Source organism: Mitsuaria sp. PDC51 (assembly GCF_900113225.1).
Lineage (GTDB): Bacteria > Pseudomonadota > Gammaproteobacteria > Burkholderiales > Burkholderiaceae_C > Roseateles.
The window spans coordinates 1,211,762-1,238,462 of sequence record NZ_FOZE01000002.1; the positions used below are offsets into that span (position 1 = coordinate 1,211,762).

The following is a 26,701-nucleotide window of genomic DNA, read 5'->3' on the forward strand; positions in this document are numbered from 1 at the left end:
GTCAACCGATGTCCAGGGTTGGAGCGATAGGCGCGTCAGTCATCCCGGAAAAGCCCACTTCGCCGCTCTGCCGAGCGGTCGGTGGTGACGAAGACACGAAGCCTTTCCCGGCCGGGGGCGAGGCGGACGGTGCGGGTGACCCTGCCGACTTTGCAACCTTGCGGTGCTCCGAGTTGCGTTGCTGTTCTCGACGTGCCCGCTTGGTCTTTGCTGCCGATTCAGCGATGTCTTCCCGTCGAGACTTGATGGACTCAAAGACCGCATCGACGTCACCCGGATCGAACCCCTGGTCCTTCAGCTCTTTCTGAGCCCGCCGGTGTTCCCAGATGCTGATGCTGTCTTCTGTATAGACCCAGGGGACGCGGAAGTACTGCTTGACGTCCGGGTCGAAGAACCAGAGCGCCGAAAGGTCCCGCGGGTCTCGGCGGAACCGCAGCTTCGGGCTCGCCTTGGTTTCCGTATCCTCCTGACCAATCCAGGGTCGAAGGCAATGATCAAAGTAGCGGAGGTTATCAAGCGTCACACCATCCTTTTGAATGGTGCGCTCAAACGACGGCATGAAGTGCAGCATCAACGCGTGCTTGTCCTGGGTCCTGCTCGGCAGACCTGTCCCACGCGCGGTGGGTCCGCCAAGCAGACCTTGCTCCCACTTGCGCAGGGGAGTCATGCCGATCGCGGAATGAGGACGACGGTGGTACTCGTTGCAGATCACCTTCACCAACTGCCGCTCGAACTCGGACAAGTTCATGATCGCCCGACCTTCTGAGTCGTACTCGCCGCGCTGTTCAACGTTGGAGAACGTGGTACCCGGTATGTCGTGAATCTCTCGCATCAGCGTCCCTTGGAGCCTCTCGATGCGGCCGCCGAATCTCGGCGTGCAAGCGGGCCGCCAATGCAGATCAATTCCCAGCTCCGTGCAGGCCCGGATGAAGTCACTCGATCGGAACTCTGGGCCGTTGTCCGAGACAATCAGCTTAGGGCGCCCCCAGGCCGGCCAAACAGCATCGATGCCGAGCTTCAGCAGCCCTTCCTCCTTCGGCAGGATTGCATGCGCCATGCACATGGCGCTCGACGTCCTGGAGGGAGCGTCGAAGGAGAGATAAAAGCCCAGCACCATCCGGCTGAACCCGTCCATGGCCAAGGTGATCCAAGGCCGGCCGATGGGCTTGCGGTACACGTCATCCACCAAGATGACGTCCACACGCGTATGGTCGATCTCAACGCGCGAAAGCGGGAAGTCCACGTCGGGTGCGGTGCCAGGAGTTGCCTGAAAGCGCTGCTTCGCAGCCTCCTTCTTCCCGCGCTTCTTCATCCGCTCTTCAAGAGGGATGGCGTCGATGCGCGCTTTCAGCGCGGTTGGGCTCGGTGCCTCAACTTTGTACTCACGACATTTGATTGCAAGTAGGCGGTGCGTCTTCGTGAGGGATGGTGCCTCCGCGGTCATGTAGTACTCATCGATCACAGCTCGCAGAGCCCGCTCGGCGTGCGCATCCAGGCGCCAGTTCCCTTTCTTCCAACCTCGTTTTCCCTCGAGCAGCGAGGAGACAGCATCGAAGTTTCGGTACTTGCTCAACCAGCGATACAACGTCGACGTGTCCTTGCCGACGCGGGCGGCGTGCTCGGACACCACGCTGCGGGTGAGATGACCCGCCTCAATGAGCGGGCGGATGATTTCAAATCGGGCGCGGGCCACCTGCCAGTCCTCATCGTTCACCGCCGCAATGTCTTCCATCGACATGGGAGGGATCTCATTGCCCAGAGGTTCGAGCTCGAAGAGGCGCAGAACGTCAGGGCGCCCGGTGTCGACGTTGCGCGCAAACACTGACTCAAGCCCCAGAACCTCGACGACACGGAAGATCCCGCTCGCGTGCTTGACCAAGGCTCCCGGACCGGTGGAAAACGTTGCCAGATTCTTCGTCACGGCGCTGGTCGAGCCCGCTTCGCTCTCGATGGCTTCACTCATTGGTCGGGATCCACAGTTCGGTGTTGAGGTTCAACGGCCAGCAGACATCGCATTCGATCCTTCGGTTCGCGACCAGACTCCAAAGTTGCGCGACACCTTCTGCACGATGGGCCGGGGTGAAGTACTTGTTGAGCAGGTACTCGAACTCGATGAGGCCGAGTTCCTCAAGGTCTTCGAGGATGCAGAGGTTGAGCGCCTCTTCGAACTCCAGGTCTTCGTAGCGACGCAGAAACTTGATGTTGTCGAGTGCTAGGGTGCGGATGCGTCGGTCATCCATGATCGTGAAGCGCCAGCCCATCTCGATCGCGTAGCGTCGAGCAGCCTTCCACTTCGCACTCCACTCTCGCCAGTTCGCCTTCCAGTCCGCCGTGGGCTTCACTTCGACCAGCAGGGGCTTCCGCTGCTGCTTCAAGCTGCCTGGCGTGTGCCGGTACGTCACCAGGAAGTCCGGCGTGTAGGTGTACTTACGCCCGCTTGGCCCAACAAACGCTACCGCGCACGGCTGTGAAACCACGTGCGCTACGGCGAGGCTGAAGCGCTGCAAAAGAAGGTAATCCTTCTCCAGCGGCGACTCAAAAGGGACGCCTGGCTCCCCGTCGCGGAAGAAAACATGGCCCGTGACGTTGCGGTATGACCGCGGAATCTTGCGAACCGACCGGGGCAGGTCGGTGGAGTCGCACTTATTTGAAGAAGTCTTCTGGGCAGTCGCAGCTAATTTGCTCATTTGCGTCGCAGCAATTTCGAGGAGAACCGCGCTAAGTGATTGTCAGGCGTGTAACTCAGTCGCAGCAATGGAAATTTGTCACAGGTGGCTCGCCGCCGCGCCCCGGCGAGATCACGCTGGCCCAGCATGGCGTGCTGTTTCTGGATGAACTGCCGGAGTTCCAGCGGCTGTCGCTCGAAGCGCTGCGCGAGCCGCTCGAGACCGGACGCGTCCATATCTCCCGCTCCGCGCATCAGGCGGATTTCCCGGCGCGCTTCCAGCTCATCGCCGCGATGAACCCCTGCCCGTGCGGCCATCTCGGCAATCCGACCAAGGCCTGCCGCTGCTCACCGGACCAGGTCACGCGTTATCAGAACCGGCTCTCCGGGCCACTGCTCGACCGCATCGACCTGACGGTGGAGGTGCCGGTGCTGCCGGCCGCGGTGCTCTCGGCCGCACCGGACGGCGAGCCCAGCGCCACCGTCGCCGCGCGCGTCGCAGCGGCCCGCCGGCGCGCCGAAGCCAGGCAGGGTTGCGTGAACGGCCGGCTGGCCGCGGGTCAACTGGACGAGCACCTGCGGATGGCGCCCGACGCCGAGGCGATGCTGCATCGCGCGTCGGCGCGGCTGGCGTGGTCGGGACGCAGCTTCCATCGCGTGCTGCGGATCGCGCGCACCATCGCCGATCTGGCGGCCGAGGACATCGTTGCGCCGGCGCACGTCGCGGAAGCGATCCAGTGGCGACGCGCGCTGCCGGGCCGTGAGGAATGAGGCCCGGTGCGGTCGGACGGGGACCTCGCGCCGCGCCGGAAAGCAGAAGCGCCGGACGATGCCGGCGCTTCGGGGGTTCTCGGCCGCGCGGGGCGGCCCTCGCGATCAGGGATCCGGCTTACTGGCGGATCAGCTGGCCGTCGCTGACGCGCACGACGTCGCCGCTCTGCACGCCCGGGTCATGGCTGAAGGTCATCGTGCGGTTGCTCTGGTCGGCGTTGCGCATCTTCACCACCCAGACGGTGGTGCTGCGCTGGCGCTTCTCGATCTCGTTGCCGGCGTAGCCGCCCGCCACCGCGCCACCCACCGTGGCGATCTTCTTGCCGGTGCCGCCGCCGACCGCGCTGCCCAGCAGGCCGCCGACCACCGCGCCGCCCACCATGCCGATGCCGGTGCCCTGGCCTTCACGGGCCTCGGTGCGCACCGACAGGACCGTCGCGCAGGACGCGCACAGGCGGGATTCGGCCTGGCCGGCGCTGCCGTTGTTGTCCGCGTAGCCGGTCGAGCCGCCATCGCGCGACTGCGAGCCGCGGCGGGGTTCATTGGACGCGTGCTGCTGCACTGCCTGGTCGCCCGAGCGGCGCGCGGCGCGCGCCTCGTCGGCGGAATTGGCGCCGTTGCGATCGACGATGTTGCCTTGCTGCTCGGCCGCCGCGACCGGCGTGTCCGGCATCGACGGCGCCGACTGGTGCCGCCCCGCAAAGAACGCTGCCACGACCAGCACGGTGGCCCCAACTGCACCCGCCGCGATCTTTTGATTGGTATTCAACGCCATGATTCACCTCTTATGGTTTTCCCCTACCTCGGGGGACGAGCGAAGAATGCCACGCTGTTACAAGTCGCGGGGCCCGGTTCTTGTTCCGTTTGTAAATGGGTGAAACGCGGCCTGTAGGACAAGGCCGCGTCCTGCGGTTTTCGTTGCTCCGGCGCGTCAGCCCAGCAGCGGCGCGAGCGCCCGCTGCGCGTCCTGCGGATCCAGCGCCATGCGGGCCGCCCAGTCCGCCACCTGGTCGTCGCCGATGCGGCCCACATTGAAGTAGGTCGCCTCCGGATGCGCGAGGTAGAAACCGCTGACGCTGGCCGCCGGCGTCATCGCCATGCCTTCGGTCAGCGCCATGCCGATGTCCTCGGCCTGCAGCACGCGGAACATGTCCCGCTTGACCAGGTGGTCCGGGCAGGCCGGATAGCCCGGCGCGGGACGGATGCCCCGGTAGGCCTCGGCGATCAGTTGCTCGTTGCTGAGCGCCTCGTCGGCCGCGTAGCCCCAGAAGTCCATCCGCACGCGCTGGTGCAGCCGCTCGGCGAAGGCCTCGGCCAGCCGGTCGGCCAGCGCCTTGAGCATGATCGCGGAGTAGTCGTCCAGGTCGTCGATGAACTGCTGCTCCTTCTTGTCCACGCCCAGGCCGGCGGTGACCGCGAACAGCCCGATGTAGTCCGGCACCGTGCCCTTGGCCGCGATGAAGTCCGCCAGCGCCCGGTTGGGCCGGCGCACGCCGTCCACCACCGGCCGCTCGGACTGCATGCGCAGCCCGCGCCAGGTCATCAGCACCTCCGAGCGCGACTCGTCGCTGTAGATCTCGATGTCGTCGTCGTTGACCTGCGCGGCCGGGTACAGGCCCACCACGCCATTGGCGGTCAGCCAGCGGCCTTCGATCAGCCGCTGCAGCATGCGCTTGCCGTCGCTGAAGACGCGCTGGGCCTCGGTGCCGACGACCTCGTCCTTGAGGATGGCCGGGAACGGCCCGGCCAGGTCCCAGGTCTGGAAGAACGGGCCCCAGTCGATGCACTGCGCCAGTTCGGCCAGGTCGTAGTTGCGGAACTGGCGCCGGCCGATGAAGCGCGGCGCCGGCGGGGTGTAGGTCGTGAAGTCGGCGCGCTGCTTGTTCGCACGCGCCTGCGCCAGCGTCACCAGCGGCGTCTGCTTCTTGTTGGCGTGCAGCTCGCGGACCTTCTCGTAATCGGACTTCAGCTCGTCGATGAAGCGCGTGGCGCGTTCATCGGACAGCAGGTCCGAGCACACGCCCACCGAGCGCGACGCGTCGGGCACGTAGACCACCGGCCCTTCGTAATGCGGCGAGATCTTGACCGCCGTGTGCACGCGGCTGGTCGTGGCGCCGCCAATCAGCAGCGGGATCTTCTTCACGCGGAAGTAGTCGTCGCGCTGCATTTCCGCGGCGACGTGCTGCATCTCCTCCAGGCTGGGCGTGATCAGGCCCGAGAGCCCGATGATGTCGGCGCCTTCGACCTTGGCCTTGGCGAGGATGTCCTGGCACGGGACCATCACGCCCATGTTCACGACCTCGAAGTTGTTGCACTGCAGGACCACCGTGACGATGTTCTTGCCGATGTCGTGCACGTCGCCTTTCACCGTCGCGATGACGATCTTGCCTTTGGAGCGGACGTCGGCGCCGGCGGCGGCGAGCTGACGCTTCTCCTCCTCGATGTAGGGCACCAGGTGGGCCACCGCAGACTTCATCACCCGCGCGCTCTTGACCACCTGCGGCAGGAACATCTTGCCCGCGCCGAACAGGTCGCCGACCACGTTCATGCCGGCCATCAGCGGGCCCTCGATCACGTGCAGCGGCCGGCCGCCCTTGGCACGGATGCCCTGCCAGGCCTCCTCGGTGTCCTCGACGATGAAATCGGTGATGCCGTGGATCAGCGCATGCGACAGCCGCGCGTCGACGTCGCCGGCGCGCCAGGCCAGCTTGGCGCTGTCGTCCTTGGCCGCGCCCTTGACCGACTCGGCCACCTCGAGCAGCCGCTCGGTCGCGTCCTCGCGGCGGTTCAGCACCACGTCCTCGACGCGCTCGCGCAGGTCGGCGGGGATCTCGTCGTAGACGCCGACCATGCCGGCGTTGACGATGCCCATGTCCATCCCCGCCTGGATCGCGTGGTACAGGAAGACCGTGTGGATGGCCTCGCGCACCGGCTCGTTGCCGCGGAAGCTGAAGGACACGTTGGACACGCCGCCGCTGACCTTCGCTCCGGGCAGGTTCGCCTTGATCCAGCGCGTGGCCTCGATGAAGTCGACCGCGTAGTTGTTGTGCTCCTCGATGCCGGTGGCGATCGCGAAGATGTTGGGGTCGAAGATGATGTCCTCGGGCGGGAAGCCGATCTCGTCGACCAGCAGCCGGTAGGCGCGCTCGCAGATCTGGATCTTGCGTTCGTAGGTATCGGCCTGGCCGGTCTCGTCGAAGGCCATCACCACGGTGGCCGCGCCATAGCGGCGGATCAGCTTGGCCTGGCGGCGGAACTCGGTCTCGCCCTCCTTCAGCGAGATCGAGTTGACGATGCCCTTGCCCTGGATGCACTTGAGCCCGGCCTCGATCACCTCCCACTTGGACGAGTCGATCATGATCGGCACGCGCGCGATCTCGGGCTCGGAGGCGATCAGGTTGAGGAAGCGCACCATCGCGGCCTTGCTGTCGAGCATGGCCTCGTCCATGTTGATGTCGATGACCTGGGCGCCGTTCTCGACCTGCTGGCGGGCGACGCTCAGCGCCTGCTCGAAATCGCCATTCAGGATCATCCGCGCGAAGGCCTTGGAGCCGGTGACGTTGGTGCGTTCGCCGACGTTGACGAACAGCGTGCCGGCGCCGATGGCCACCGGCTCCAGGCCGGAGAGCTTCATCGGGGGGACGGCGGCGCGGCCCGGAGCGGTGCTGGCGTCGGAAGCGTCGGAAGCGGGAGGGAGGGCGGACATGGCGGCGGCGCTCTTCGAGGCTGGAGGAAGCTGGATCGAGACGGGGCCGCGCAACTCACCGCAACCCCGCGCGGGGCGGGACGGTGAGCGTCGTTGTTCAGCGGGGTCCCGGGGTCCGACCGCGCCGTTCCGAGCCTGGCGGGCGCCCGGATGACGGGACCTGTCGCAACGCTCCTCGGAAACCACCGCCGCCCCGATGCCGCGAATGCGGCATTGCTGGCAGCGGAAACGGCGTGCATTCTACCGGTCCGGCCCTGCTTTGTTCGTGCCGGAATGCCTGCCGAAGCCTCGCGCGGACCTATGCTCGCCCGCAGCGTGCCGCGGTGGGGGGAACCGGCGCAGGCACGGCGACATCCGACAACGACAACAACGAGGAGGCGACGTCCGGTCGCCGGGAAGGCCACGTGGATCTGGTCCAACTTCCTTCAAACAGCCTGCGCGTGGGACAGGTGCTGACCTTCTCGCTGCGCGACGCGGCGGGGCACCTGCTGTTCGCCGCCGGGCATCCGCTGCCCGACACGCCGCAGGTGCGCGAGCTGCTGGCGCGCGGGCCCTGGGTCCAGGCGCACGAGACGCGGGAGTACCAGCGCGCCCTCGCCCACAAGCTCGACACGATGATGCTGCAGGGGGCCTCGCTGTCCGCGCTGGCCAATGCCAAGGCCGAGTACAAGCCCACGCGCCCCATGCCACTGCCGGCGGCGACGGGGCCGGCGCACACCGCCATCTGGGCCGACCTGCAATGGCATGCGCAGCAGGTGCTGCGCGATCCGCATCGGCCGGACTTCCTCCTGCGCCTGGCGCAGCTGCTGGACACGGTGCTGTCGCGTCTGACGCAGCAGCCCGATGCCTCGCTGGCGATGCTGGTGCACGACGCGGGCCAGGAGCCGCTGCAGTACAGCGCGCGGCATGCGCTGCTGTCGCTGGTGCTGGCGGAGATGACGACCCGCCAGCTCGGCTGGAGCGAGGGCCGCCGGCGCACGCTGGGCCTGGCGGCGCTGACGATGAACCTGGACAGCGCCGCCCAGCAGGACCAGCATGCGCTGCGGCCCGAGGCGCTGGCCCAGGCGCAGCGCGAGCAGCTGGCCGGCCATGGCGACCGCGCGGCGGCCACGCTGCAAGGGATCGGGGTCGACGACGAGGCCTGGCTGGTCGCGGTCCGCCTGCATCACGACGCCGGGCCGGGCCCGCTGGCCGGCCGCGCGGACGGGGAGCTGATGGCGCGCCTGCTGCGCCGCATCGACGTCTATGGCGCGCGATTGAGCCCGCGACGCAACCGCCGGGCGCTGTCGGCGGCGCAGGCCGCGCGGGCGGTCTACCTGGACGAGCTGCAGCAGCCCGACGAGGCGGGCGCCGCGCTGATCAAGGCGATCGGCCTCTATCCGCCGGGATCGCTGGTTCGGCTGGCCAACGGCGAGGAGGGCATGGTGCTCAAGCGCGGGCACAGCGCGAGCGAACCGCAGGTGGCGGCGCTGATCGGCCGCAGCGGCTCGCCGCTGACCGTGCCGGTGCTGCGCGACACGCGCCTGCCGGCGCAGGCGATCTCGGCCAGCCTGGCGCCGCATGAAGTCCGGTTGCGCGTCCACATGGACGCGATGCTCAAGCTCTATTGAGCTGGACTGCCCTGGCCGCTGCCCCTCCGGCCCTCACCCGCGCCCTCTCCCGCGAAGTGGGAGAGGGAGGGATCAGACGCCTTCAGTGATCAGGCCGCTGAACAGCTTGCTGCCCCACGGGCGCGGCCGGTAGGCGGCGACCTTCTGCGCGATCGCGCGGATGTGGTCGGGCGTCGTGCCGCAGCAGCCGCCGGCGATGTTCAGGAAGCCGGCTGCGGCGAACTCGCCCACCAGCCGGCCGGTGACGTCCGGCGTCTCGTCGAAGCCGGTGTCGCTCATCGGGTTGGGCAGGCCGGCATTCGGGTAGCAGGAGATCGGCGTGTCGCCGGCCGCCTTGGACAGCTCCTCGATGTAGGGCCGCATCAGCGCCGCGCCGAGCGCGCAGTTCAGGCCGATCGCCAGCGGCCGCGCGTGGCGCACCGAGTGCCAGAACGCCGTCACCGTCTGCCCCGACAGGATGCGGCCCGACGCGTCGGTCACCGTGCCGGAGATGATCACCGGCAGGCGCTCGCCGGTGTCCTCCATCAGCTCGTCCACCGCGAAGATCGCGGCCTTGGCGTTGAGCGTGTCGAAGATGGTCTCGATCAGGAACAGGTCGACGCCGCCCTCGAGCAAGCCCTTGGCCTGCTCGTAATAGGCGGCGCGCAGCGTGTCGAAGTCGACGTTGCGCGCGCCCGGGTCGTTCACGTCGGGACTGATGGACGCCGTGCGCGGCGTCGGGCCGAGCGCGCCCGCCGCGAAGCGCGGCTTGTCCGGCGTGCTGAACGCGTCGCAGGCCTCGCGCGCCAGGCGCGCCGCGGCGACGTTCATCTCGTAGGCGAAGGCCTCCAGCCCGTAGTCCTCCTGCGCGACGGTGGTCGTGCCGAAGGTGTTGGTCTCGATGATGTCGGCGCCGGCGTCCAGGTACTGGCGGTGGATCTCGCTGATGACCTCGGGCTTGGTCAGCACCAGCAGGTCGTTGTTGCCCTTGAGGTCCTTGGGATGGTCCGCGAAGCGCGCGCCGCGGAAGTCCGCCTCGGTCAGCTTGTAGCGCTGGATCATCGTCCCCATCGCACCATCCAGGACGGCGATGCGTTGCGCCAGGAGGGCGGGCAAGGCGGCGCCGCGGGTGTAGGCGGCGGCGGGACGGGCGGCGGTCAGGGCGTTCATGGGGCGCGATTGTAAAAAACCGCGCCCGGCCCCAGCCTTCTCATCCGCCAAAGACCTTCTTCAGGATGGCGCTGCCGGTGCCCACCGGGTCCTGGCGGATCTTCTTCTCCTCCTGGCCGATCATGAAATACAGCCCGTCCAGCGCCTTGTCGGTGACGTAGGACTGCAGGTTGGCGTCCTCCTTGCGGATCAGGCCGAAGCCCAGGGCCTTCCCGGCGACGGCGTTGTACTTCTCGCTCAGCGACTGGCGCTCGGTCGCCTTCGTCACGATCGGCAGGAAGCGGTCGGTCAGCGGCGAGCGCGTCTTGTCCTCGAAGAAGCGCGTCACCGCGCTGTCGCCGCCGCGCACGATCCGCACCGCGTCCTCGACGCTGATATTGCGCACGGTGCTGACCAGCAGCTGGCGCGCCTCGGGCATCGCCTGCTCGGCGGCGCGGTTCATCGAGGTCACCAGCTCGTCGATGCGCCGCCCCTGGCCGGTGGTGCGCAGCAGCCGGGCCGCGTCCTTGAGCGCGCCCGGCAGCTCGATGCGCACCTGCGGATTGCCCAGGAAGCCGTCGGTGCGGCCCAGGTTCGCGAGCGCCGCCTGCGCGCCGCGCTCCAGGGCCGCGCGCACGCCGGAGGCGGCGTCGCCCTCGCTCAGGTTCAAGGCCATCGCCCAGGGCGAGGCGCAGCCCGCGCCCAGCAGCGCGATCAGGTCACGGCGAAGCAGGTTCATCGAGGTCTCCTTCGGGGGTATCGGCCGCCGCAGTGGCGGCGGGCTCGGCGGGCTCGACCGGCGGCGTCGCGTCGGCATCGGCATCGGCATCGGCATCCGCGGCATCGGCATCGACATCGGCCGCGAGCGACGAAGCCTGCTCCGATTCCGCGAGGTCCATGTCGATGGCGCCGAACGGGCCGGGGCCGTCACCGAGCTTGAACTCGATGCGCAGGCTGTCGCCGGCCTCGAGCACGACCGGCTTGCCCAGCACCGGCATGCCGGCGCCGACCAGCGTGCCGGCGCGCAGCGGCCGGTTGCGGGTGGCCTCGGCGAGCAGGTCGCCGAAGGACCACTGCATGCCGGCCTTCGCATCGACGACGGCCTGCTTGCGCCCGTTGCGCATGATCTGCAGCTGCAGCGCCGCGCGACCGAGGTACCAGGCGCCGGGCAGTTCATCGGGCGTGAGGGCGACCGGCGCGAACTGCAGCGCCGGGCGGCTGTGCAGCGCCGGCCAGCCATTGGCCAGCTCCTCCTGCTGCGCCGGCCGCAGCACCCAGTCGCTGACCAGCATCAGCAGCCGGACCGATTCCAGCGCCTGCGACGGCACCGCGCCCTGCGCCAGATCGCCGGTGAGGACCGCGAGTTGCGCCTCGGGCTCCAGGCCCGGCGCGCGCAGGTCCAGCGGATCGGCCGGCCCGAGCAGCGCCTCGGCGCCGCCGGCGCGCAGCAGCGGCGCACTCAGGCGCTCCGGCCAGGCCAGGCCGCGCTCGCGCAGTGCCTGGCCCTGTCCGGGATAGGCCTCGCCGGCGATCCAGCCGGCCAGGCGCGGCAGCGGCGCCATGCACTGCCGGGGATCGAAGGCGAACGCATGCCGCGCGCGGCCCTGGTTCAGCGACAGCGACAGCGTCTCCAGCTGCGGCGCCATGAAGTTCCAGTCGTCGAGCACCTGCTGCAGGCGCGTGGCGATGCCGTTGGCATAGCATGCCTGGCTCAGGTCGCGCGACACGACCACCAGTTGGCCGTCGCGCGATCCATCGCGGTAAGTTGCGAGTTTCATTGTTGTGGTCGGACAGTCATTCGTCGGGCGAGCGTTGGCGGCATTTTCACCTCAGGATCGGAAGGCGCTCGGCGTCGCGCTCGCGGCCGCGCTGCTGCTGCATGCGGCCGTGATGAATGCGCTGTCGCGACGGCCCGCGCCCCGCGCGGTCGACGCGAGCGCGATGGCGACCCGCCTCATCGACGCGCCCCGGCGGCCCGAGTCCTTGGCGGCGCCCATCGCGCCGTCCATCACGCCACCGGTTGCATCGCCTGTTACGCCACCTGTTGAGCCACTCGTTGCGCCGCCCGTGACGACGCCGGAACGCGCGCCCGGCGCGGTGCCCGCCATCGCGACCACAGCCCCGCCGCTCGCCGACGCCCGCCCCGTCCCCGCGCTGCTCGCCTTGCCGCTGCGCGGTGAAGGATCGCTCGCCTATGCCTTCGTCATCGACGGCCAGCCCGGTGAGGCTTCGCTGAATTTCCGGATCGAGGACGGACGCTACGACATGACCCTGGAGCGCCGCGCCGGCGACCGTGAATTGCCGCTCTGGCGCAGCGAAGGTCGCGTCGGTCCGCAAGGTTTGCAGCCGGAACGTCATCGCGTGCGCCGTCAAGGCCGCGAGCGCGAGCTGCTTGTCTTCGACCAGGATGCCGTCCCGCCGCGTCTGCTTGTCGGCGCACGCGCCTACACGCTGTCGGCGGGCACGCAGGACCGCCTGTCGTGGTGGCTGCAGCTGGCGGCGCTGATGGCGGCCGAGCCCGCGCCGCATGTCGGCCTGCGGCTGCGCATGCCGGTGGCCGGCGCGACCGGCGTGCACGACTGGGACTTCGAGGTGGTCGCGCGCGACGGCGACCGCTGGTTGCTGCAGCGCGCGCTGCGACGCGGCCCCGGCCGGCCCGCGCTGCAATGGTCGGCCTGGCTGGACGGACAGCGCGGTTTCCTGCCGGTGGACCTGCGTTTCAGCCTCGACGACGACGAGCAGTGGGCGCTCCGATTGCTGGATTGACCCTGCCGGTGTCGCGCGTGCCGGCACGACGGCCATGGCACGCGAACACGTTACGTTCCGTGAATCCGTGAAACCCTGTGCGGTTGGCACCACAAATGCTTGGGACCGGACGAATCCGTGCCGGCAAGTTCTGCCACCATGGGGTCATGGCCTGGTTGGGAGCGATGGGGCTTGAATCCATCGCGTCAGGCCATAACTCCTGTCACAAAGGAGTCCTTCATGCACATGCTCTACGACTCGCCGAGCTACATCGTCGTGCAGTTCGATGTTCCGGTCGACCCGTCCCCCGGTGACGCGGCGCATGCCGCGCAGGCGGACCACACCCACCTGCCCTCGCTGCAGCGCGATGGTTTCGAGATCGTCGACAAGTTCACCCGCAAGGAAATCTTCATCGAGGGCGCCCTGGCCCAGACCTTCCAGGAAGGCGTGGAGGCGCTGATCGAGCAAGGCCCGGACGTCGACGACCTCGACGCCTTCATCGCCACCTACGCCAACCTGGGCCAGCAGCCCGTCGTCATGCATTGACCCCCCGACCGGCCCCGGCGCCCTCCACCTGCGGGGGACCGGGGCTTGTCGCGCGGCACCCGCTGCGCCAAGATCGTGCGGCCATGCACCGCCCCAGGCGGTGAGGCCCTCCCCCTCCGCACGAATCATGGGCAAGCGCGCGCAGCCTCCGCTGGTGTCCCCGGGCCTGTCCGAGAGCCCGGTCCTGGATCGCATGTGCTCGCACTTCGTGCTGACGCTCACAGTCCGCCACGCCAACCGCTTCAACCCTCGCCGCGACCTCAGCGGCCTGCTCGCGCTGACCGCGCGGCACCTGGTCTGGCCCTCGCCGGTGCTGGCCCGCGTGCGGGGCTACCTCGCGCGCCGCTGCCAGGGGCATTCGCTCTGGGCCGGCCATGAGCGGCTGGGCGACGCCGCCTTCCTCGCGCGCCACGGCGTCTGGCGCGGCCCGTTCGCCGAGGCGACGCTGTTCTTCTACCTCGACGAATACATCAAGGACGCGCCCAAGGACCTGCTCGCGCTGCTGTCCTGCACCTGCGACGCGCTCGACGCGCAGCTGCGCAGCCAGTCCACGCTGGTGGAGCAGAACATCGACGTGCTGGGCCGCCTGCTGCAGCTCAACGCGGCCGAGCGCGCCCTGCTGCTCTACGGCACCCTCGCCCGCTACCAGCGCGAGCTGCGCGGCGCGCTGGTCGAGTTCAAGGTCAACACCGCGCAGGAGGCCTTCGCGGCGATCGCGGAGGTGGCGGGCGTCGATCCGCACGAGGTCGCGGAGGCCTTGCGCGCCGGCTCGCGGCTGGAGCGGGTCGGCATGATCGAGAACCTGATCGCCGAGCACAACATCACCGACCTCTCCGACCTGATGAAGGTCAGCGAGCAACTGCCGCCGGTGCTGATGCGCGCCTACGACGGCCCGCAGGACCTGATGGCGGTGTTCACGCGCCCGGTCGCGCCCAGTCCGCTGCAGCGCGCCGACTTCGACTTCATCGCCGAGGACGTGGGCATCCTCGCCACCCTGCTGCGCCATGCGGTGACGCAGGGCCAGCCCGGCGTGAACGTGCTGATCTACGGCCCGCCGGGCACCGGCAAGACGGAGCTGGCCAAGGTCGCCGCGCGCGAGGCCGGGCTGACGCTCTACGAGGTCGAGTACGCCGACCGCGACGGCAATGCGCTGACCGGGCGCGACCGCTACCGCTCGCTGCAGATCAGCCAGGTCTTCCTGAAGGCCAGCCGCGAGGTGGCCCTGCTGTTCGACGAGGTCGAGGACGTGTTCCCGCACCTGAGCGGCGACGCGGCCCACCTGATGGCGCGGCTGGACGCGGCGCTGGAGGTGCCGGCGCCGATGGCCGTCAACGGCAAGGCCTGGGTCAACCAGATCCTGGAGAGCAACCCGGTCCCGGTGCTCTGGATCACCAATCGCATCGAGCACATCGACCCCGCCTTCCGGCGCCGCTTCCAGTACCACCTGGAGCTGACCTCGCCGCCGCCGGGCGCGCGGCTGGGCCTGGTGCGCAAGGCGCTGGAGGAACTGCCGGTGCCCGACGGTTTCGCCGAGCGCCTGGCCGAGCGCCGCGGGCTGACGCCGGCGCAGGTGCGCACCGCGGTGCGCTTCGCCCGCCTGGCCGGCGGCGAGGCGGCCGCGGACGCCGTCGCCAACGAGCGGCTGGTCAGCCGGCAGCTGCTGCATGCCGACAAGGCGCTCGGCCTGGTCGACGTCTCGCCGCAGGCGCGTCCGGCGGCGACGCGTTATTCGCTCGACCTGATCCACTGCGAATGCCGCTTCGCGCTGCCGCGTCTGATCGAGGCGCTGCGCCGTCGCGGTCTGGGCACGCTGTGCTTCCACGGACCGCCGGGCAGCGGCAAGACCGCGCTGGCCGAGCACATCGCCGCGGAACTGCAGCGGCCGCTGATGGTGCGGCTGGCCAGCGACCTGATGTCCAAGTACGTCGGCGAGACCGAGCAGAACATGGCCCGCATGTTCGAGGCCGCCGCCGCCGAGGGCGCGGTGCTGCTGCTGGACGAGGCCGACAGCTTCCTGCGCAGCCGCCGCATGGCCGAGCGGCATTACGAGGTCAGCGAGGTCAACGAGATGCTGGCGGGCATGGAGCGCCATGCCGGCCTGTTCATCTGCACGACCAATGCCTTCGACGACCTCGACGAGGCGGCGCTGCGCCGCTTCAGCTTCAAGATCCGCTTCAAGCCGCTGCGGCCGGACCAGCGGCTGACGATGTTCGAGCGCGAACTGGGCCTGCCGCCCGATGAGCCGCAGGCCGACCGGTTGCGCGCGCTGGACGCGCTGACGCTGGGCGACTTCGCCGCAGTGCGGCAGCAGGCCGAGATCCTGGGCGAGGCGCTGTCGCCGGATGAATTCCTGACGCTGCTCGAGGCCGAGCACCGCGTGAAGCCGGACGTCCGCCAGCGCCGCCCGATGGGTTTCCGCCGGGGCGAGGCCTGACCCCCACGCCATGTTCTATGGCATCGTGCCGGGCATGCTGCTCTCGTTCCTCTTCCGCTGCCTCGCGCGACTGGTGTTCCGCTGCCTCGCGCGACTGAGCCAGGTAGCGCGCCGAGCGGTGCTCCTGCCGCTGACGCTCGCTTTGCTGCTCGGCACCGCCGCGCAAGCCGCTCCTGCCGCGGCCGCGCCGCCGCCCAAGGCCAGTTGCCCCGCCGAGCCCGCGCCGCTGCCCGCCGCGCGTCTGGCCGCGCTCGCCAAGGATCGCGGCGTGATGTGGACGCTGAGCCGCGACGGCCGCACCTCCTACCTCTATGCCAGCCTGCATGTCGGCCGTCCCGCCTGGGCCGCGCCCGGACCGCGCCTGCTCGCCGCTCTGGCGCAGGTCGACGCGGTGGCGCTCGAACTCGATCCGCTGGACCGCGATGCCTGGCAGATGCCGCCGATGCCCGAGCTGCCGCTGGACGCCTCGCTGCGCCGCCGCCTGGACGCCCAGGCCGCCGCGGTCTGCCTGCCGCCGGGCGCGCTCGCGACGATGCATCCGCTGCTGCAGACCAGCACCTACATGCTGCTGCGCGCCCGCGCGCTGGGGCTGGACGTGCGGTACGGCCAGGAGATGCTGCTGAGCCAGTGGGCCCGCGAGCGCGGCCTGCCGGTGCTGGCGCTGGAGACGCTGCAGGGCCAGCTCGAGGCGCTGCTGCCCGCCGATGTCGACGCCGCCCGCCACGAGCTGCGGGCCAACCTGCGCCAGCTGGAGCGCCCCGCCACGCTGCTGCGCACGCTGGACACGATGGTCGCCGTCTACGACCGCGGCGACCTGGCGCGGCTGAACCGCTACGCCGAGTGGTGCGATTGCGTCACCGACGCCGCGGACCGCACGGCGCTGAGACGCATCAACGACGGTCGCAACCCGGCGCTCGCCGAGCGGATCGCCGAGCTGCACCAGCGCGGCCAGTCGCTGCTGGTGGCCGTCGGCGCGATGCACATGACCGGCCCGCGGGCGCTGCCCGCGCTGCTGCGGGAGCACGGCTTCGAGGTAACCCTGATGCCGCCCTCCGGATCGCGGTGACCGAGTTGCGGCACACTGGGCCGCCTTCGCGCCCGGCCCCGCCGCGGCGCCTTCCGTCAGACCCTTCCTTTTCCCTTCGGAGTCCCGCATCTTGGACCCCCTGCCGTCCTTCCTCCAATCGCTGTTCCTGGTGCCGCTGACGCTGCTGCCCATCATCAATCCGGTGGGCGTGGCCCCGATCGTCATCGGCGCGGCCGGCGGCGACGACAAGGTCCTCAAGCGGCTGTCGCGCCAGGTCGCGATCAACGGCTGGGTGGTGATCATGGTGTCGCTGCTGGTGGGCACCTACGTGCTGGACCTGTTCGGCATCTCGCTGCCGGTGGTGCGCGTGGGCGGCGGCCTGCTGGTGGCCTACAGCGCCTGGGTGATGCTGACCCGCAACGAGACCGACGACGTCCAGACCGCCGTGGTGCATTCGTCGCCCGGCGACATCAGCGAGGCCGAGATCGTGCGGCGCAGCTTCTTCCCCATCACCTTCCCGCTGACCACCGGCCCGGGCAGCATCGCCGCGGCGATCGCGCTGGGCGCGCAGATCCCGCGCTCGCCCATCCCCTACGTGATGCAGGCCGGCATCGCCGCGATCGGCGCGGCCATCACGGCGGCCGTCGTCTACCTGGTCTACCGCAACGGCGGCCGGCTGCTGATGCGCATGGGCGAGGTCGGCACCCTGGTCATGATGCGGCTGATGGCCTTCGTGCTGCTGTGCATCGGCATCCAGATCCTCTGGTCCGGCTGGGCCGACCTGAACCACATCCCGACCTGAGGCGACCCTCGCCCCGTCCTGCGCGGAGGCCTCCCGCCGCGGCGTAGGATCGACGCTCACGGCCGCGCCCAGGCAGGCGTCGCCGCAAGCCCACCGAGGAGACAGCATGGCGGACACCGACTTCAGCAAATTCGTTCCTGGCTTCGACTTCCTGCAGGGGCTGATGAAGAACGCCGGCGCCGCGATCCCCGGCTTCAACCAGTGGGTGGCCCCCACGCTGGATCCGCAGGAGCTGGACAAGCGCATCGACGAGCTGCGCACCGTGCAGTTCTGGCTCGAGAACAACGCCCGCATGCTGACCGCGACCATCCAGGCGCTCGAGGTGCAGCGCATGACGCTGTCCACGCTGCACGCGATGAACGTGCCGATGGCCGACCTCAAGGATGCGCTGAAGACCCCCGTGCCGCCGCCCTTCCCGGGGGCGTCGTCCCCTTCGTCGCCGTCGCCGTCGCCGTCGTCCGCGCCGGCCCCGGCACCGAAGGCCACAACGGCCGCGCCGTCCTCATCGCCTGCCGCCGAGCCCGCATCGAAGGCCGCGCCGGCCGAGGACGCCGCCGAGCCGGCCAAGGCGCCCGGCGCCAAGCCCGCCGGCGCCGACCCGATGCAGTGGTGGAACGCCCTCACCCAGCAATTCACGCAGGTCGCGGCCAACGCGATGAAGAGCGCGCAGACCGCGGCGTCGGTCGCCACGGCGGCGTCCACGGCCGCCGCCTCGCCGGCCGCGCCGTCGGGTCGGCCCGCGGCGACGCGCCCCTCCGCCGCGAAGGGCACGGCCAAGGCATCGACGGATCGCGCGCCCAGAGCGGCGGCCAAGTCGGCGGCCAAGTCGGCGGCCAAGCCGGCCGCCAAGGCCGCGCCGGCCCGCAAGACGACCGCTTCCAAACGCAAGACTCCCTGAGCCTCCCGCAGTTCCCCCGAGGGCCGTCCATGCCTCGTTTCCTCCAGGCTCACGCCACCCATCCCGACCCCCACATGGCGCTGGCCCTGGCCGGCGCGCAGCTGGAGGGCCAGCGCGCCGGCATGACGCCGACGCTGGGCTTCCTCTACCTGACCCACCCCTACGTGCCGCAGGCGCAGGCGCTGCTGGACGAGGTCCGCCAGCGCTGGCCCGGCTGCGGCTGGGTCGGCGCGTCGGCGCTGGCGGTGAGCGCCAGCGGCGTCGAGTATTTCGACGAGCCGGCGCTGGTCGTCATGCTCTGCGACCTGCCGCCGGACCAGTGGCGCGTCTTTTCCGGCCGCCAGCCGCTGCCGCCCGAGGGCGAGGCGCGCAGCCTGCTGTTGCACGCCGACGGCGGCACGCCCGATCTGCAGGAGCTGATCGGCGAGCTGGCCCAGCGCTGCAGCAGCGGCTACCTGTTCGGCGGCCTGGTGAGCGGCGGTGACGACGCGGTGCAGATCGCCGACGGCGTCTTCGCCGGCGGCCTGTCGGGCCTGGCGCTCGGACCGGAGGTGCGCTGGATCTTGCGCGTCAGCCAGGGCTGCCAGCCGCTGGGTCGCGAGCGCCGCGTCACCGCCTGCGACGGCCCGCTGGTCACGGAACTCGACGGCCTGCCCGCGCTCGACGCCCTGCTCGAGGACCTGAAGCTGCCCGCGTACACCGGCGAGTCCGGCTCGCTGCGCCAGGCGATGCCGCTGTTCCGGCGCACGCTGGTGGGATTGAACGACGAGCCCGGCGCCCGCCGCGAATACGGCCCCGAGGTCCGCGTCCGCCACCTGGTCGGCCTGGATCCGGGCCGCCGCGGCATCGCCGTCGCCGAGCAGCTGCGGACCGGCGAGCTGCTGAGCTTCTGCGAACGCCATCCCGACGCCGCGCGCCGCGACCTGGTGCGCATCTGCACCGAGATCCGCGCCGAGGCCGAGGAGCGCGGCGCCCACATGGCCGGCGCCCTCTACGTCAGCTGCACCGGTCGCGGCGGACCGCACTTCGGCGCGCCCTCGGCCGAACTGCAGTGGGTGCAGCACGCGCTCGGCGAGGTGCCACTGGCCGGCTTCTTCGCCAACGGCGAGATCGCCCACGCGCGGCTGCATGGCTACACCGGCGTGCTGACCGTCTTCCTGGATCGCTGATGCCGGCGCGTCGCCACCTGCTCCAGGTCGCCGCGGCCTCGGCGCTGGGCACCGCGCTGCCGCTGCGGGCCGCCCGCGACGTCGCCGCCCGCCCCGGCGCGACACCGCCCGACCCGCAGGCGTCGGGCGCCCCGGCGGCCGAGCCCGCCACCGTCGTCTATCCGCGCCACCTGCCCCAGCAGGACCGGCAGGTCGATTACTTCATCAGCCTGCTGCATGCCGCGCTGCAGCGCAGCGGCGCGCGCTACACGCTGATCCCGACGCAGTCGGAGATGGTCCAGAGCCGCGCGCTGCTGGAGATGGCCAGCGACGATCCCGGCATCGACGTCTTCTGGACCATGACCGACCCGCAGCGCGAGCAGACGCTGCTGCCCGTGCGCATCCCGCTGGACCGCGGCCTGATCGGCTGGCGCCTGTGCCTGACCCGCGACGACGACCGCGACCGTCTGCGCCAGGTCCGGGACCTTCGCGACCTGGCGCGCCTGACCGCCGGACAGATGCACGACTGGCCCGACACCGCCGTGCTGCGCGCCAACGGCCTGCCGGTGCAGGTGAGCACGCATTACCAGGGGCTGTTCCAGATGCTGTCGCAGGGGCGCTTCGACTACTTCCCGCGCTCGATCTTCGAGATCGACGCGGAGCTGGCCAGCTTCCCCGAGCAGCGCCTGGCCATCGACAGCGCGCTGCTGCTGCACTACCCGGCGGCGCTCTACATGTTCGTGCGGCCGGGCCGGCCACGGCTGGCGGCGAACCTCACGCGCGGCATGGAGGCGCTGGTCGCCGACGGCAGCTTCGAGCGGCTGTCGCGACAGCTGTTCGGAGAGCTCGTGCGGCGCCACCGCATCGACCAGCGCCGCGTGCTGCGCCTGCGCAATCCGCTGCTGCCGCCGCGCACGCCGCTGGACCGCCGGGCGCTGTGGTGGCCGCTGCCCGGCGGGCGCTGAATCTCCCCCCGATGAGCGGTCGCGCTCCCCCCATCGCCGGCGCGCCGGTTCAGGCCCGGGTCAGCGCGCGCGGCTACAGTTCGACGCCATGACCGCCGTCCTCCCCTCGACCCACGAGCCGCCTGGCCAGCAGGCCGCGGCGCTGGCCGCGTTCCGCGCCGGGCGACGCGCGGCGCTGGTCCAGGCCCTGGGCACGGTGGTGCCGCCGCACGCGCTGCTGTGGCAGGACGAGCAGACCCGCCCCTATGAATGCGACGGCCTGACCGCCTACCGGGAGCGCCCGCTGGCGGTCGCGCTGCCGGAGACCGAAGCGCAGGTCGCCGGCGTGCTCAAGGCCTGCCACGCGCTGGGCGTGCCGGTGGTCGCGCGCGGCGCCGGCACCGGGCTGTCCGGCGGCGCGATGCCGCACGCCGAGGGCCTGACATTGGCGCTGGCCAAGTTCAACCGCATCCTCGGCATCGACCCGCTGGCGCGGACCGCGCGCGTGCAATGCGGCGTGCGCAACCTGGCGATCTCCGAGGCCGCGGCGGCGCACGGCCTCTACTACGCGCCGGACCCGAGCAGCCAGATCGCCTGCACCATCGGCGGCAACGTCGCGGAGAACTCCGGCGGCGTGCATTGCCTCAAGTACGGCCTGACGCTGCACAACGTGCTGAAGGTGCGCGGCTTCACCGTCGAGGGCGAGCCGGTCGAGTTCGGCTCCGAGGCGCTGGACGCCGCCGGGCTGGACCTGCTCAGCGTGGTCGTCGGCAGCGAAGGCATGCTGGCGGTGGTGACCGAGGTCGTCGTCAAGCTGACGCCCAAGCCGCAGCGCGCGCGCTGCATCATGGCCAGCTTCGGCGACCTGCGCCGGGCCGGCGACGCGGTGGCTGCGATCATCGCGGCCGGCATCATCCCGGCCGGCCTGGAGATGATGGACAAGCCGATGACCGCCGCGGTGGAGGACTTCGTCCACGCCGGCTACGACCTCGACGCCGAGGCCATCCTGCTGTGCGAGAGCGACGGCACGCCGGAGGAGGTCGAGGAGGAGATCGGCCGCATGAGCGAGGTGCTGCGCGCCAGTGGCGCGACGCGGCTGGAGGTCAGCGCGGACGAGGCGCAGCGGCTGCGCTTCTGGAGCGGCCGCAAGAACGCGTTCCCGGCCTCGGGGCGGATCAGCCCGGACTACATGTGCATGGACTCGACCATCCCGCGCAAGCGCCTGGCCGACATCCTGCTGGCGATCCAGGAGATGGAGCGCAAGTACGGGCTGCGCTGCGCCAACGTCTTCCACGCCGGCGACGGCAACCTGCATCCGCTGATCCTGTTCGACGCCAACGATGCCGACCAGCTGCACCGCTGCGAGCGCTTCGGCGCCGAGATCCTGGAGACCAGCGTCGCGATGGGCGGCACGGTGACCGGCGAGCATGGCGTCGGCGTGGAGAAGCTCAACAGCATGTGCGTCCAGTTCTCGCCGCAGGAGCGCGAACGGATGCTGGCCCTGAAGCGGGCCTTCGACCCGCAAGGGCTGCTCAACCCCGGCAAGGTGATCCCGACGCTGCAGCGCTGCGCCGAGTACGGCCGCATGCACGTCAAGCGCGGCGCGCTCGCCTTCCCCGACCTGGAGCGATTCTGATGACGGTGCAAGCAGAGGATTTCGAGCGCGGGCCGGCGCCCGTCGCGACGCCGCCCGAGCCGGCGGAGTTCGTCCGCGCGACGCAGCTGATCGACGCGCTGGAGGCGATGGCCGAGCGTTTCCGCGAGGGTTGCCCGGTGCGCTTCACCGGCCACGGCAGCAAGGATTTCTACGGCGGCCCGCTCGGCGACGCGACGCCGCTGTCGACGCAGGCGCTCAACGGCGTGATGGCCTATGAGCCGAGCGAGCTCTACGTGACCGCCGCCGCCGGCACGCCGGTGGCCGAGATCGAGGCGCTGCTGGCGCGCCACGGCCAGCACCTGGCCTTCGAGCCGCCGCGCTTCGTCGGTGCGGCCTCGGGCGGCACCGGCACCGTCGGCGGCATGGTCGCGACCGGCCTGTCGGGCCCCGCGCGCGCCAGCGCCGGCGCGGTGCGCGATCACGTGCTCGGGCTGACGCTGCTCGATGCCAAGGGCGAGCTGCTGCACTTCGGCGGCACGGTGATGAAGAACGTCGCCGGTTATGACGTGTCGCGCCTGATGGCCGGCTCGATGGGCGTGCTGGGGCTGATCGCGCAGGTCACGCTGAAGGTGCTGCCGATGCCGGTGGCCACGGTGACGCTGCGCTTCGAGTTCGGCCAGGAGGAGGCGCTGCTGCAGATGAACCGCTGGGGTGGGCAGCCGCTGCCGCTGTCGGCCACGGCCTGGTGGGATGGCGCGCTGGTGGCGCGGCTGTCCGGCGCCGAGGCCGCCGTCGCCGCGGCGGTGCGCAAGCTGGGCGGCGACGTCATCCCGGAGGCGATGGCCGCGCCGTTCTGGCAGGGCCTGCGCGACCAGAGCGACGAGTTCTTCCTCGGCGCGCGCCGGGCCGTCCAGGGCGGCGCGACGCTGTGGCGGATCGCGGTGCCGTCGACGACGCTGGCGATGCCGCTGCACGGCGAGCAGCTGATCGAATGGGGCGGCGCGCAGCGCTGGGTGGTCACGCCGATGGCGCCGGCGCAGCTGCGCGAGCTGGTCGCCGCGGCCGGCGGCCACGCGACGATGTTCTATGCGAACGACAAGACGGCCGGCACCTTCTCGCCACTCGGGCCGCAGCTGACGCGCATCCACAAGGAGCTGAAGCGGCAGTTCGATCCGGCGGGGATCTTCAATCCCGGCCGGCTCTATCCGGACCTCTGACCGCCGTTCGCCACGCCCCCAGCCCGCCGCAGCAAGCCCGCCGACCGCAAGCCCACCGATGCAGACCCACCTGGCCCCCGAGTTCCAAGGCACCCCGGAAGGCAGCGCGGCCGAGGCCATCCTGCGCCGCTGCGTGCATTGCGGTTTCTGCACGGCGACCTGCCCGACCTACCAGCTGCTCGGCGACGAGCTCGACGGACCGCGCGGCCGCATCTACCTGATCAAGCAGGTGCTGGAGGGCGAGACGCCGACGGCCGCCACGCAGCAGCACCTGGACCGCTGCCTGACCTGCCGCAACTGCGAGAGCACCTGCCCGTCGGGCGTCCAGTACGGCCAGCTCGTGGAGATCGGCCGGCAGGTCGTCGAGGCCAAGGTCGAGCGCCCGCGCGAGGAGCGCGTCAAGCGCTGGCTGCTCAAGGAAGGACTGACCTCGCCGCTGTTCAAGCCGGCACTGCGGCTCGGCCAGGCGCTGCGGCCGCTGGTGCCGGGCGCGCTGAAGGACAAGGTGCCGCCGGCGGCCGGCCCGCGCGCGCACCAGTGGCCGCGGCGCGCGCATCCCCGCAAGGTGCTGATGCTGATGGGCTGCGTGCAGCCGGCCATGATGCCCAACATCAACGCGGCGACGGCCCGCGTGCTGGACACCGCCGGCGTGCAGACCCTGGTGGCCGACGAAGCCGGCTGCTGCGGGGCGATCCGGACCCATCTGAACGACCACCCTGGCGGCCTGGACGACGCGCGCCGCAACATCGACGCCTGGTGGCCGATGGTCGACGGCCACGGCGGCGAGGTCGAGGCGATCGTCATGAACGCTTCCGGCTGCGGCGTCCAGGTCAAGGACTACGGCCGCCTGCTGGCGCATGACCCGCACTACGCCGGGAAGGCCGCGCGCGTGTCGGCGCTGACGCGCGACCTCAGCGAGTACCTGCCCGCGCTGGTCCCGGCCCTGCGCTTGCGGCTGGGGCAGGACCGGCCGGGCGCCCGTCCACGCCTGGCCTACCACCCGCCCTGCACGCTGCAGCACGGCCAGCAGCTGCGCGGCGGTGTCGAGGGCCTGATGCGGGAACTCGGCTTCGAGATCGCGACCGCGCCCTCGGAGAGCCATCTGTGCTGCGGTTCGGCCGGCACGTATTCCGTGCTGCAACCGGTGCTGTCCAAGCAGCTGCGCGAGCGCAAGCTCGCCGCGCTGGCGCCGCTGGCCGCCGAGGCGATCGTCTCCGCCAACATCGGCTGCATCCAGCACCTGCAGTCGGGCACCGGCACGCCGGTGCGCCACTGGATCGAAGTCCTGGACGACGCGCTGACCGCCTGAGCCGGGCCCTCTCGTCACCGTCTTGTCACCGCGATCGTGCGTCGCGCTGCGGATGGACCTGCGGAACGTCGCATCGACGCATCACTCGCCGCACAAACCCCGCCCACTTGAGGAGGAGTTCTCACATCTGAGGCCCGGCCCCGGGCAAACCCGGGCATGCGCATTGCCTGCGGCCCGCAGAATCGCCTCCCATAACAGGAGGGGAGCGCGTCAAGCGATCCAACCAGAAAGTGAAGAAGGCCGGTCACCATGTGGGGACCGGCCTTTTTTCCGTCCAGGGTCCGGCGTGAGCGCCCAGGTTCAGGGTTTTCCCGTTGCGCAGGATGAGCACGGAAGCTGTCAGACGCCCGCCATGTGGCGGCCGGACGCGGATACTCCGCAGTCCTCCCTGCTTCAGCGGCTCCGCGGAGCCCCGACCCGCCATGACCCTGACCCGTCGCACCTGGCTGCTGGTGCCCGTCCTGGCCGCGCTGACCGCCTGCGCCAACGCGCCTGCTCCCTCCGCCACCGGACCGGTCGCGGCAAGCCCTGACCCCACCGCCTCCCCCTTCACGGCGAAGAAACCGCCCCGACTGGTGGTCTTCATGGTGATTGACGGCCTGCCCATCCGGCAGGTGCTGGGCTACCGCGACCAATTGCAGCCCGACGGTTTCAAACGCTTCCTGGACCGCGGCGCCTGGTTCGCCAACGCGTATTACGGCCATGGCTACACGGTCACCGCAGCCGGTCACTCGATCATGCTCAGCGGCGCCTATCCGCAGCGCAGCGGCATCATCGGCAACGAGTGGCGCGATCCGATGACCGGCACGCCGCAGTACAACACCGCCGACCCGCGCTACCAGTACATCGGCAACAACACCGAGCCACTGGCCGGCACCAGCCCGGAGAACTACAAGGTCGAGACCGTCGGCGACGTGCTGCGCACGCTGCAGCCCGCCGCCAAGGTGATCGGCATCTCCGGCAAGGACCGCGGCGCCATCCTGCCCGCCGGCCACAAGGGCACGGCCTACATGTACATGGGCGGCACTGGCCAATTCGCGTCCTCCACCTATTACATGGACCGGCATCCGGCCTGGGTCGACGCCTTCAACGCCGCCAAGCCGGCCGACCAGTTCTTCGGCAAGACCTGGGCCCCGATGCTGCCGGAGGCCGCCTACGCGCGCAGCGTGCCGGACGGCCAGCCCTGGCAGGCCAACAGCGGCAACGGCAACCGGCTGCCGGCCGTCCTGGGCGCCGGCATGGATGGCCCCGGTCCGCGCTTCTACGGCAACATCCTGCCCTCGCCGTTCGGCGACGAACTGACGCTGGCCTTCGCCCGCGCCGCCGTCGAGGGCGAGCGGCTCGGCGCCGACGACCAGACCGACCTCCTGTCGGTGAGCCTGTCCAGCCACGACTACATCAACCACGCCTTCGGCCCCGAGTCGCGGCTGTCGCACGACCACTTCCTCCATCTGGATGCCCACCTGCAGTCGTGGTTCCAATACCTGGACGCGAAGGTCGGCCGCGACAACTACGTCGCCGTGCTGACCGCTGACCACGGCTTCACCGACACACCCGAATGGGCGAAGTCGCAAGGTCGCGACGCCGGCCGGATCAATCCGGCACAGGCCGTGGGCTTCGTCAACGCGGGGCTGGCGAAACAGTTCGGCGAAGGCCGCTGGGTGGTCGGCCTGTCCGGCACTGGCCTGATCTTCGACGAGGCCGCCATCCAGGCGAAGGGCCTGAAGCAGGACGAGGTCTATGCGGCGGCGCAGGCGCTGGTGCAGCAGGTCGAGGGCGTGCAGGTCGCGTTCACGCGGGCGCAGCTCGCCGGCACCGACACCGCGACGCCCTACCTCGAGCAGATGCGCAGGTCCTGGTATCCGGGCATCGCGGCGCCGCTGCAGGTGGTGCCCAAGCCAGGCTGGATCTTCGGTTCGCGCCTGATGGGCACGACCCACGGCAGCCCCTACGAGGACGACACCCATGTGCCGCTGCTGACCTGGGGCCCGGCCTGGGTCGGGCAGGGCCGCATCGAGCAGCGCGTGGAGATCGTCGACCTCGCACCGACGCTGTCGGCCCTGCTCCACATTCCCGCGCCGCGGCAGGCGCAGGGCCGCTTGCTGCCCCTGCCGGCGCGCTGATCGCCCCGCCGGGCCGGCGAATCCCCCCATT

At 70.5% G+C, this 26,701-nt stretch carries 20 protein-coding genes, 1 pseudogene and 1 riboswitch; of the genes and pseudogenes, 14 read left to right on the forward strand and 7 right to left on the reverse strand.

The genetic code is table 11. From position 1 onward, the window contains the following. Nucleotide 1: 1 nt before the first annotated feature. Nucleotides 2-1,963, reverse strand: a complete 1,962-nt coding sequence (locus BM393_RS16730; RefSeq protein WP_091728710.1) for a Mu transposase C-terminal domain-containing protein — start codon at nt 1,961-1,963, stop codon at nt 2-4. Continuing rightward, on the reverse strand, nt 1,956-2,687 hold the full coding sequence (locus BM393_RS16735) for a TnsA endonuclease N-terminal domain-containing protein (protein WP_091728713.1): 732 nt from the start codon (nt 2,685-2,687) through the stop codon (nt 1,956-1,958). The genes BM393_RS16730 and BM393_RS16735 overlap by 8 nt, the downstream gene beginning before the upstream one ends. A 77-nt stretch (nt 2,688-2,764) precedes the next feature. Here BM393_RS16735 and BM393_RS16740 point away from each other — a divergent pair. Further along, nucleotides 2,765-3,436: pseudogene (locus BM393_RS16740) on the forward strand (ATP-binding protein); the annotation flags it as partial. A 118-nt stretch (nt 3,437-3,554) separates the two neighbouring features. On the opposite strand, the gene BM393_RS16745 reads toward BM393_RS16740, so the two are convergent. Beyond that, nucleotides 3,555-4,205: a glycine zipper 2TM domain-containing protein gene (locus tag BM393_RS16745; RefSeq protein WP_175538378.1), complete on the reverse strand. Its 651-nt coding sequence runs from the start codon at nt 4,203-4,205 to the stop codon at nt 3,555-3,557. Between the two features lie 162 nt (nt 4,206-4,367). Then, on the reverse strand, nt 4,368-7,070 hold the full coding sequence (metH, locus tag BM393_RS16750; protein ID WP_091728719.1) for a methionine synthase: 2,703 nt from the start codon (nt 7,068-7,070) through the stop codon (nt 4,368-4,370). A gap of 150 nt (nt 7,071-7,220) precedes the next feature. After that, a riboswitch (S-adenosyl-L-homocysteine riboswitch) is annotated at nt 7,221-7,325 on the reverse strand. Between the two features lie 221 nt (nt 7,326-7,546). On the opposite strand from metH, the gene BM393_RS16755 reads away from it, so the two are divergent. After that, nucleotides 7,547-8,752 carry an HD-GYP domain-containing protein gene (locus tag BM393_RS16755; protein ID WP_141225369.1) on the forward strand — a complete coding sequence of 402 codons (1,206 nt, stop codon included), beginning with the start codon at nt 7,547-7,549 and terminating at the stop codon, nt 8,750-8,752. Nucleotides 8,753-8,824: 72 nt separating this feature from the next. Here BM393_RS16755 and BM393_RS16760 read toward each other — a convergent pair whose 3' ends face one another. From BM393_RS16760 to BM393_RS16770, 3 genes are read right to left on the reverse strand one after another with little or no spacing between them, the layout of a single operon-like run. Then, nucleotides 8,825-9,901 carry a homocysteine S-methyltransferase family protein gene (locus BM393_RS16760; RefSeq protein ID WP_091728726.1) on the reverse strand — a complete coding sequence of 359 codons (1,077 nt, stop codon included), beginning with the start codon at nt 9,899-9,901 and terminating at the stop codon, nt 8,825-8,827. Between the two features lie 40 nt (nt 9,902-9,941). Beyond that, entirely contained in the window at nt 9,942-10,619 is a 678-nt protein-coding gene (locus BM393_RS16765; protein ID WP_091728729.1) for a DUF4197 domain-containing protein, read from the reverse strand. Then, nucleotides 10,600-11,658, reverse strand: coding sequence for a fumarylacetoacetate hydrolase family protein (locus tag BM393_RS16770; RefSeq protein ID WP_091728732.1), 1,059 nt, complete (start codon nt 11,656-11,658; stop codon nt 10,600-10,602). The genes BM393_RS16765 and BM393_RS16770 overlap by 20 nt, the downstream gene beginning before the upstream one ends. A gap of 289 nt (nt 11,659-11,947) precedes the next feature. On the opposite strand from BM393_RS16770, the gene BM393_RS16780 reads away from it, so the two are divergent. From BM393_RS16780 to BM393_RS16835, 12 genes are all read left to right on the forward strand, one after another. Then, a complete protein-coding gene (locus tag BM393_RS16780; protein ID WP_091728738.1) occupies nt 11,948-12,646 on the forward strand; it encodes a hypothetical protein in 699 nt (232 codons plus the stop codon). Between the two features lie 219 nt (nt 12,647-12,865). Beyond that, nucleotides 12,866-13,171, forward strand: coding sequence for a DUF3567 domain-containing protein (locus BM393_RS16785; RefSeq protein WP_091728741.1), 306 nt, complete (start codon nt 12,866-12,868; stop codon nt 13,169-13,171). Between the two features lie 127 nt (nt 13,172-13,298). After that, the gene (locus tag BM393_RS16790) at nt 13,299-15,605 is read left to right on the forward strand and encodes an ATP-binding protein (RefSeq protein ID WP_091728744.1); all 2,307 of its coding nucleotides are present in this window, start codon (nt 13,299-13,301) and stop codon (nt 15,603-15,605) included. A 10-nt stretch (nt 15,606-15,615) separates the two neighbouring features. Then, on the forward strand, nt 15,616-16,671 hold the full coding sequence (locus tag BM393_RS16795) for a TraB/GumN family protein (RefSeq protein WP_091728748.1): 1,056 nt from the start codon (nt 15,616-15,618) through the stop codon (nt 16,669-16,671). Nucleotides 16,672-16,762: 91 nt separating this feature from the next. Beyond that, complete coding sequence (locus BM393_RS16800) at nt 16,763-17,434, forward strand: MarC family protein (protein WP_254783480.1); 672 nt, start codon at nt 16,763-16,765, stop codon at nt 17,432-17,434. A 106-nt stretch (nt 17,435-17,540) separates the two neighbouring features. After that, complete coding sequence (locus BM393_RS16805; RefSeq protein ID WP_091728752.1) at nt 17,541-18,332, forward strand: PhaM family polyhydroxyalkanoate granule multifunctional regulatory protein; 792 nt, start codon at nt 17,541-17,543, stop codon at nt 18,330-18,332. 29 nt (nt 18,333-18,361) lie between these two features. Further along, nucleotides 18,362-19,501: an FIST N-terminal domain-containing protein gene (locus BM393_RS16810; RefSeq protein WP_091728755.1), complete on the forward strand. Its 1,140-nt coding sequence runs from the start codon at nt 18,362-18,364 to the stop codon at nt 19,499-19,501. Continuing rightward, nucleotides 19,501-20,445: a transporter substrate-binding domain-containing protein gene (locus tag BM393_RS16815; RefSeq protein ID WP_091728759.1), complete on the forward strand. Its 945-nt coding sequence runs from the start codon at nt 19,501-19,503 to the stop codon at nt 20,443-20,445. The genes BM393_RS16810 and BM393_RS16815 overlap by 1 nt, the downstream gene beginning before the upstream one ends. 88 nt (nt 20,446-20,533) lie before the next feature. Beyond that, on the forward strand, nt 20,534-22,060 hold the full coding sequence (locus tag BM393_RS16820; RefSeq protein ID WP_091728762.1) for an FAD-linked oxidase C-terminal domain-containing protein: 1,527 nt from the start codon (nt 20,534-20,536) through the stop codon (nt 22,058-22,060). Further along, a complete protein-coding gene (gene glcE / locus BM393_RS16825) occupies nt 22,060-23,238 on the forward strand; it encodes a glycolate oxidase subunit GlcE (RefSeq protein WP_091728766.1) in 1,179 nt (392 codons plus the stop codon). Before BM393_RS16820 ends, glcE begins: the two co-directional genes overlap by 1 nt. Nucleotides 23,239-23,296: 58 nt before the next feature. Continuing rightward, nucleotides 23,297-24,547, forward strand: a complete 1,251-nt coding sequence (glcF, locus tag BM393_RS16830; RefSeq protein ID WP_091728769.1) for a glycolate oxidase subunit GlcF — start codon at nt 23,297-23,299, stop codon at nt 24,545-24,547. 422 nt (nt 24,548-24,969) lie between these two features. Continuing rightward, a complete protein-coding gene (locus BM393_RS16835; RefSeq protein ID WP_175538379.1) occupies nt 24,970-26,670 on the forward strand; it encodes an alkaline phosphatase family protein in 1,701 nt (566 codons plus the stop codon). The last annotated feature ends 31 nt before the right edge of the window (nt 26,671-26,701 follow it).